Below are 9177 nucleotides of genomic sequence, written 5' to 3'. Positions count from 1 at the left end.
CGCCCCGAACGGAACGGGCGCAGCAAGACCGTCCAGCAGGTAGATCCGCGTGTTCGCGATCGGCCGGCCAATCGGGACAACTGACCCGTCAAATCCAGCGGGATAAAGCCAAGCTGTCGAGGCAATCGTGGCCTCAGTAGGTCCATAGAGATTGACAAGTGGCTGCGATGCCATTTGCAGCCATCTAGTGGCTAGTTCTTTTCTAAGGACCTCTCCACCACAGAATATGTAGCGCAGAGAATCGATTTGCTTTTGCTCGACGTCACTGACCGTGAGCAATGCTGAAAGAAGCGATGGAACCAATTGCAGAACCGTTACTCGGTACTTATCCAGTAGATTTAAAATTGTTCGAATATCTAATTGTCGGTCGAGAGGAAGAAGAACTGAGTGTGCCCCAATCGACAAAGCTGTCCATAGCTCCCATACGGCGGCATCAAATGCGGGGGAGGTTCGCTGCAAGAAAACGTCGTGGGTACCGAATTGGAAGCGATTCACCTGCCAGGTCGTATGATTCACCAATCCGCGATGCTCGACCATGACGCCCTTGGGCGTGCCGGTTGATCCTGAGGTGTAGATTACATAGGCGAGATGGCGCGAGGTCAGGCCGAGGGCGCGTGGGTCCGGATTGGATTCCGGCAGGTTCGCCCAGGCCGGCGTCGCCGTCTCCAGATCGATCACCGTCAGATCGAGGAACGCATCACAGCCCAGCGCGGCACGCCCCGCCGCATCGGCCAGCAGCAGTCGCGGCGCCGCATCGTTGAGGAGCTGCCGCAGCCGTGCGGACGGATAGGTCGGGTCCAGCGGCAGATACGCCCCGCCGGCCTTGAGGACCGCTAAAAGCCCCACCACCATCGCCACGCTGCGCTCAAGGCAGATCGCCACCGGCTGATCCGGCTTGACCCCGAGCCCGATCAGATGATGCGCGAGGCGGTTCGCCCGTGCATTGAGCTCGCCATAGCTCACGCGCTCGCCCTCGCAGACCACCGCCACCGCGTCCGGCGTCCGGCGCACCTGCGCCTCGAACAGCTCATGGATGCACCGCTCCGCCGGATAGGGCGCCGCCGTCCGGTTCAACTCCTCCAGCAGGTAGGCGCGCTCAGCGGACGACAGCAGCTCAATCCGCCCGACCGGTTGCCGCGCATCGGCCATCACAGCACATAACAAGCTTTGCAAATGCTGCGTCATGCGGTCGATCTGCTTGGGCGCCAAGCGACTCGCATCAAAGTGCCATCGGAAGCTCCCATCCAGAGCGCATACCTCAAACGTTAGCAAATCACCGGATAGGGTTGTCTCGGAACGCGGGCTCGAAGCCAGATCACCAGCGGCAGAACAGCTATTTGCCGTAACCGTAACGCCAATCAGCCAGGGTCGGCGCGATCGTAGCGCCTCCTTCCCCCGCAAGCTCGGAGCGCGCGCGATCACATCCCGCGCAAAGCTATCGTGCTCGCTCAGCTTGGCGCATTCGGCGGCGACCACCCTGCGGACCTCTGCAAAATCATGACCAAGTTCAATCGTAATTTCCATAGGCACGACGGAAGCGACAATCACTTCCGCCGCCTTCAACCGGGCCCGCGATCCATTCTGTGCGGGCGTCCATCCCAATTGGAGCTGTGATTCGCCAGTGACACGACTGAGATAGGTCAGCCAAGCAGTTATTAGGTGCTCCGTGCGATCAAATGGCGACAGCTTAGCCAAAGCACTCGGAATGAGCCACGAAGTCGACTGCCGCATGGGTGGAGTCGGAGCTTCTGAACCCGACAGAAACGGAGGCTGCAATATTTTGAACTGCTCAAGCCGCTGCCGCCAAAAACTCTCCCGAGGCGCCAGCATTTCATGGGCAACAGTTATGCCCCGAGCCTCGTCATCGCTTAGAATCCAGAGGCGATGCCCTAGATCCAGACCGGACTGCCTCGCGAGTGCCCGCGCATCCAGAGCCTGACCATCGGGCCTGTCAAACCAAACACCAACATCCTCTGTACCCGTCGCCACACGCCAGTGGCTGGGGTGGATTTCAACCAGTGAACCCGCCGATAAACCCGAGCGGCCAGACGACACCTCCAAGCACCTGACTGCGACAATGTCATTGCCCACAAGAGCCTTGGACAGACATAAAGGATTGGAATGATGCGGCCCAAAATCTAAGGCCCGCGTCATCGCTGAGAGATCTTGCGCGGATCTATCCCAGCGCAGACAGCCCGCAGCATCTGGGCGTCGGTGCCTCGGAAAATAGCTTCTGTCCGCTAGCGCCTGCGGACGGGCGGCAAGCCTTTCGTTCGTTAAGCCGCCTAAAAGCTCGCGGAATCCCTCGACTCCGGCTTCATAACATTTAAGATTCAGGCTTAGCGCGGTGTCGGTAGGTCCAATCAGGACTTGGCGTTGAACCACCAGGTCACCCGTATGAACACCATCATCTATGCGATGCCACGTGATGGCATATTCGGTCTCTTGGGCCAGCAGCGCCCAAGACGTCGCATGAGTTCCCGCATATCGTGGCAAGGGACCGTCGTGGTAATTGAAAGCGCCTCGACGCACTCGACCAAACACATCCGCCGGCAATATGAAAGGATTGGCAACAGAAACTATCCAGTCCACCGGTTCGGTATTGAGGAACGTGGCAAGCTCTTCGACGCTCGCTAGGCACAAGAAATTGGCGCGAGCGGCCCAATCGCGGAAGATGGCGTCCGCGCACAGGGCCGCGCCGATGACGTAGCCCATCTCCATTGCTAGCTCTGCACACCTAATACCTAGCGTACCACCACCAACAAAGACGGTAGAACCAATTGGCGAGGCTGCAGGTCGTTGCCCACCCCAATCGCCGACTTCGCAACTCGATGAGGCCAACACACATATGTCGTGATGTTCGTAACCCACGTCCATGACAAAACCTCCCCGTGTGTGACGCGCCGAGCGTGTGGCCACCGAGAGACGCGCGCCGGCGTGCACCGGAGGAGACCGATGGGCCAGCTTCACGCTCCAGCCAAGCCGTCGCGTAGCCCGGGCAATTCCCGCCCGACGCGCCGCGCCACATAATGACCTAAACCTCTCACAGCAGGTGAGATTTGCTCCGGAGCAACCGAGCTGAACGCCAATCGGATCCGGCAGTCTTGAGAGTTATCCAGTGCGAAGAAGCTCATCGGCATAACAATGACATTGTAATGCGTTGCGCACTCGTCCGCGGTGTTCGCGTCAAATCTGAAAGGAAGATCGAGAGTCAGAAAGAAGCCGCCGGCAGGACGATTCCATCGAACCTGGTCCGACAAAGGCGAAAACACATCGTCCAGCTGACACAACATAAGGTCGCGATTTGCACGATACCAATCCAGCGCCGGCCGGATCCAGCCACGTAAGCTTGTCCGCTGTTCGATCAAGAGCCCCGCCACAATCGCTTGGCTAATTTGGCTCGTATTCACGGTAACGAAACTCTTGCGCTGAACCAGATCTTCCCAAAGTGTCCGGCAAGCACCTGCGTCTCCAAAGATGGTATCGGGCAGTATTGCTGCTCCGACGCGAAGAGCTGGGCTTAGCGTCTTGGAGAATGTGGACAGGTAGATAACACTTCCGACCTCATCCAAAACGGCCAGCGGAGGCACCGCATCTCCTTCATACCGAAATGCCCCATATGCATTGTCCTCCAAAACGACGATCCGATGTTTGGCGCACACTTCGAGGATCTCCCGTCGTGCGACCACATCGAGGACGCGTCCCGTCGGATTATCAAAATCAGGAATAAGATATATTGCCCGAGCTCTTCGACCAATTCGGCCCAATTGCACAACGGCGGACTCGATCGCGTCTGCAACGCAAGACGCTGAGTTGGACAACGCTGCAATAGGCACCCTCGCAGCATTAGCTGCACCAATTGCTCCAATATAGGTGGGATTGCAGACCAGGAGCACATCCGAAGATTCGGGACACAGCGCCGGCAGGCAGAGAGCGAGCGCTTCCTGGCATCCTGAGGTGATCAGGACGCGATCCGCCTTAGCGGGGAGCCCCTCATCGGATCGCACCTGTTGCGCAACAAGCTCGTTGATGATTCCCGCTGTTCGACCATACTGCAACAACTGAGACCATACTTGGCCACGATCGCCAGCCCAGGACCTTTGATACACACCGAATGCATTCAACAGCGCATGGGGGTTGAGTCTATCGAAAAACCGGTCACTCGGCCTACCAGACGCAAGCGAGACAGCTGAGGGAAACCGACTCGAGACCTCGTTCAGGAAATTCATTGCCGAACTTTGTATCCGGAAATCCATCATGGAGCCTTGGAGGAGGACGGAGCCATGGAGGCCAGGCCTACGTCTGAGCACGACTGGAGGTCTAAGGCCCTACGCCTCTTCGCTCAGTATTTTCCGGATTGTTCAAGCTGGTCAAAAAGCTGCTGGACGTTCGATTCGAGGAAACCACTCTCTCCATCTCGGTGAATGATCTCGAAGCTAAGCCCAGTCTCAATGGAGCGGCTCGAGAAGGCCTGTGTCAGTCCAGGGCCACGTATCACATTCGTGTCAAATTCCAGACCTCGAGACTTTAGGGTCTCTACAGCGGCATCCACGTCGTCGACCTCAAGAGCGATATGAGCAACTCCAACGCCGTGACGCCGTACGAGCTCTGAGACCTGAGAGGCCGGCTCAGTACCCTGACACAAAACAAACCTGATGCCCCTGCTCTCGAACTCAGCAGCTAGCATGCCCGTCGCTTGACCCTTGATGCGAAAACGGCGCTTCAACTCAAAACCTAGCACGTCCCGAAAGAATTGAATTGAGGCCTCAAGATCGAGCACAGCAATCGCAATATGATCGATCCCGCGAAATTGCGCCACAGCACTCTCGGTTGCCCGGATGTCATCGGAAGCCGCACCCACTCCGAGCTTGCTATCGATCGTTTTCTGCATAGTACCCTCTTTCGATCACACATCCGACGATCAGGCCGAAGCGACCTCATCGGGCGAGCGACAGGCAAATCCTGCTACCAGCAGATCAGCTCAGTGCTAGCGTCAAGGTTCTTCAGAATCCTGTGCTCGAGGTCCACCAACTCAGCCTTACGCTTGGCCACATCCAATTGCGCGCGGAAGAGCTTGGCTTTGAGCTCTTCTCGGCGCCTCATTGCTTCTCGAAGTTCCCAACCGTCCTGCATCGGCTAATTGCCTAGCTACGAGCGAACACCGACGGCATCCCGCCGTTTGTTAGCTCCGAAAATACCGCCTGCGCGTCCGCTGGTGCTGCTGTCAGATCGCCGTGCTAGAGGCGGACGTCCGCCAGACCACTCTGTTGGAACGGCTTGTGGCACATCGCCTCGAACATGGTGCGCAGCACGTCTTGACTGGTCTCGTTCCGTCCAGTTCCGGGTGCAGAGCAATCCTGTCCTCGCGGGGAGACCGAAAGCGCCATCAGGAGATGAGAGGCCGCGCGACGGCCACGCACTTGACGGGCGCGGCAACATCGGCGTCAGCATTGGCATCAGAATGGCACTGATTTGGATCAATCGAGGAAGCTTCATCTGAACTCTTAAACAAGCGCTGCGATCGTGGTCGTAACGGATGACCCACATCTCAAGCAACCGGCGTGCCAATGATGTTCTGCGATCGTTTCCTGAAGAAACAGCGCACCTCTCGCTGCGCTCGCGGAATGCTGCCGTCTTACTGTCCGGCTTGGGACATCGACGTCTTGAACGAGACACAGCTCAACACAACAACGCGGACGGTCGATGGCGGCGATTGCTAAAGAGCAATTGCCCGTGATCACCCTTCCTGGTCACAATGCTCTCTCGCTCCGCGAGACCCACGAACGAGGCAATCCGACAATGCTCGCATTAGTGAAGTTCGACTACGTACCTGGGCGGCCCCAAACCGGCGCAGGATCCTTGGATCGACGGAGAATAGGCTACGCAGAAGTCAACTACCAACCTTGTCAGTTGATGAAGATTACGGGGGAATGAATCTTGGTCAATGAACCTCGCACGAGTCAGGTCGTGAGGCAGTTCGAGCTCCAGAGGCGTCAACGGCCCTGATCGATCTCTCGTTGGTGAACATTGGAGCTTCCGAAGCGGAGTTGAGTCTAGGACCTCGCCGTGGCCGTGTTGATTCGAGGATCTCGCCTGCAGCAATTGTTCTCTGTCTTCGAGAGGAACGCCTTGCTATCCAACAGCGTGTTTCGTCAGCATATCCGCCGTCACGCAAGCTCCCAATTGCCTAGCGGCACTCCGGATTACTGTCGGCAAACAAAGGAATGCAAAAGAATTCGCTTGCGACCACAAACTCCGCAAACATGGGATAACAATCGTTGCAGACGTCGATTCTAGAAAAGTATTGCGATGCTCGCCTTCCTTGGTACACCATCTATCCAACTGTAGCCCAGTTCTCCACAGAGGTCGGCGCCGACGCCTCTGAGAAATGGCTGCAGCGCCTGCCGGTTAATGACTCGGTGTCGCTCTACTTCCACGTTCCGTTCTGTCGATCGATTTGCTGGTATTGCGGCTTCGCTCGAAGCATCACTCGCCGGGATTCACCCATCCTAGAGTTTTTGGCCGTTCTTCGTAAGGAGATCGATTTGGTCGCGGCGCAGGTGCCGCAACCGCTGCCTGTGAGCGACGTGCACTTCGGCGGTGGAACGCCGACCCTCATTGAGGCAGCGGAGTTCCGGCGGCTGATGGAATTTCTGCGCCGCCGCTTTGCGCTTTCGAAAACGGCCGCCGTCGCTGTTGAGATCGACCCGCGCACGTTCACGCTCGCCAAATCCGAAGGGTTAGCAGCTGCCGGCGTGAACCGCGCGAGCCTCGGCGTCCAGAGCTTCGATCCAATTGTTCAAAAGGCGATCAACCGCGTCCAGAGTGAGGCACAAACAGAGCGCGCCGTCGAAACGTTGCGGCAGCATGGAATAATCCGCATCAACTTCGACCTCATCTACGGCCTGCCAAATCAGACGGTGCAGTCCTGCATTCAGACCGCGACTACGGCGGTGGCCATGCGACCAAACCGGCTTGCGGTATTTAGCTATGGGCACGTGCCTTCCTTTAAGAAGAATCAGCGCCTGATTGACGAGGCAGCGCTGCCAGACACCCCTGCCCGTGCAGAACAGGCCGCCGCGATGGCCGATACACTGATTGCAGCGGGCTACCGCCAAATCGGACTCGACCATTTCGCCTTGCCGGACGATGAGCTCGCGCTGGCGCAGAAAGCCGGTCGTCTGCGGCGGAACTCACTGGGTTACTCGGCCGACACCTGCAATAAAGTGATCGGCTTCGGCCCGTCGGCCATCGGTCGGCTTGGGGACGGCTACGTCCAAAACGAAGTTACAGCCGGTTCCTACAGCGGCCAAATCAAGGCCGGCCGTCTGGCGACGTCAAAGGGCTACTGCCTCAGCCTCGAAGACCGCGTCCGGGCCGCAATCATCGAGCGGCTAATGTGCGATTTCCAGGTCGATGTGCCGGCAATTTGCGTTACTCATGGATTTGACCCGGTCTCTTTCCTCGGTTCAGGCGAACGCTTGGCGATGCTCGTTGAGGATGGGATCGTGCAAATGGAAAAGGGATTCATCCGCGTGAGGCCGGAGCATCGTTTTCTAACTCGAGCTGTGGCAGCCGCATTCGATTCTTATCTTGGCAGACCGCCCTGTTAAGACAGCCAAGGAGCGATAATCGGATGAAATGCATTCCCTTTCGCTGTGCGCGCCAGGAAGCGTGGCGAACGAGTTTCGCTCGCCTGGTACAATCACAAACAGCTCAAAATTGGTAATAGACGCCGTGGGCAGCTGTGCGACGAGAGCCGCCCCGGCCCTAGCAGCGAGACAGCTGGACGCATTGCGGCCGGGAATTTGCCGCCCCGACTGCCGGCGCGGCATGGCCACGCACCTGGACAAGGTTCATCACATCACCACCACTACCCGGCCGTGCCACTGCTCGATGAAGCCATTTTTCATGAGCCTTCCGGTGTATTCTGAGGGCCACGGCTTTTTGCGAACCACGTCGTAGACACGAGTCCGGATCGTTTCGTCGCCTGTGGCGGTCACCACCTTTTCCTTTGCATTGCGATGGATCACCGATTCTTGCGTGGCCCAGAAGCGCGTCCCCATCAATGCCCCATCGGCACCGAGCATCAGAGCTGCAGCCACGCCGCGTCCATCGGCGATGCCGCCTGCAGCAACCACGAGGACATGAGGAGCCCTTTTTGCCACCAGATCGGCGACCGCCGGAACGAAGGGCATCGTGGAACGCGCCGTTAGCCCGTGGCCACCTGCCTCGGTGCCTTGCGCTATCACGACGTCGGCTCCGACGTCGATGGCGCGCTTCGCGTGCTCAAGTGTTTGTACCTGACAGATGAGCGGAACGCCCGCTTCCTTCACCTGCGGCGCATAGGGCTCGGGATCCGAGAATGAGAGCATGATCGCCCTGTTGTGCCGCTGCAAAGCACGATCGAGCAGGCCAGGATCGTTTGCCAGAGCCCATGTTTGAAACCGCATCCAACGTCCGGGCGGCTCACCTTGGCCGATTGTTCTTCGAACCAGGTCCGGTTGGCATAACCTCCCCCCAGCATGCCCAACGCGCCGGCTGCGGAAACGGCCGACGCGAGTTCGCCGCCGGAGGCGGGGTCCATCGGCGCCAGTATGATCGGATGCTCGAGTCCAAAAAGTCGGTCAATCTCGTCTTGATGCCCATTTTCCGTCCTCGCTCAGGCGCGATCCGCCTTTTCCATGCAAACGCTAGATCAGACGTTGACAACGGAAAAGTGATTAGTTTTGATCAAAGTCATCATTAGGGGAGATGACCCATGGACAGCACCGACCTCAACTTCTTTACGGCGGTGGCAATGGCGGGCGGGATCGGCCGGGCGGCAAACGAGCTCCACACGGTGCAGTCCAATGTGACGCAGCGGATTCGGGCTCTCGAGGTTCAGCTGGGGGTCCAGCTTTTTCACCGGTCCAAAAAGGGAGTGACGCTGACCTCGATGGGGAGCAGGCTGCTCCCTTACGCCAACCGGATCAGCGAGCTTTTGGCAGAGGCTCATCGCGCAGTGAAGGACGAGGCCTTCCCAAGCGGCGAATTGCGCATCGGCTCGATGGAGACGACGGCGGCCTTACGGTTGCCGCCTCTGCTTACCCAATACGCGATCGCCTATCCCGACGTTGACGTCCAGATCGAGACCGGCCCTACGGCAGTTCTCGTCGACAATGTGGTTTCCCGCAA

Annotated in this window: 6 protein-coding genes; 2 read left to right on the top strand and 4 right to left on the bottom strand. The window is 58.2% G+C overall.

Annotated elements, in window-relative coordinates:
• The 3 genes from AC0L3A_RS39090 to AC0L3A_RS39080 form a co-directional block, all read right to left on the bottom strand.
• Positions 1–2721: AMP-binding protein (locus AC0L3A_RS39090; RefSeq protein WP_473256410.1), on the bottom strand; the 2721-nt coding region annotated here is incomplete at its 3' end.
• 245 nt (positions 2722–2966) lie between these two features.
• Complete coding sequence (locus AC0L3A_RS39085; RefSeq protein ID WP_473256409.1) at positions 2967–4259, bottom strand: aminotransferase-like domain-containing protein; 1293 nt, start codon at positions 4257–4259, stop codon at positions 2967–2969.
• 83 nt (positions 4260–4342) lie between these two features.
• A complete protein-coding gene (locus AC0L3A_RS39080) occupies positions 4343–4891 on the bottom strand; it encodes a VOC family protein (protein ID WP_473256408.1) in 549 nt (182 codons plus the stop codon).
• 1387 nt (positions 4892–6278) lie between these two features.
• On the opposite strand from AC0L3A_RS39080, the gene hemN reads away from it, so the two are divergent.
• A complete protein-coding gene (gene hemN, locus AC0L3A_RS39075; RefSeq protein WP_473256407.1) occupies positions 6279–7613 on the top strand; it encodes an oxygen-independent coproporphyrinogen III oxidase in 1335 nt (444 codons plus the stop codon).
• A gap of 246 nt (positions 7614–7859) precedes the next feature.
• Here the strand turns inward: hemN and AC0L3A_RS39070 are convergent, their stop codons facing one another.
• Entirely contained in the window at positions 7860–8453 is a 594-nt protein-coding gene (locus tag AC0L3A_RS39070; protein ID WP_473256406.1) for an NAD(P)H-dependent flavin oxidoreductase, read from the bottom strand.
• A 308-nt stretch (positions 8454–8761) separates the two neighbouring features.
• Here AC0L3A_RS39070 and AC0L3A_RS39065 point away from each other — a divergent pair.
• A partial coding sequence (locus tag AC0L3A_RS39065; protein WP_473256405.1) for a LysR family transcriptional regulator occupies positions 8762–9177 on the top strand: 416 nt, incomplete at its 3' end.

The organism is Bradyrhizobium sp. MI1.3 (genome assembly GCF_055811695.1).
This window is presented reverse-complemented; position numbering and strand designations above follow the sequence as displayed.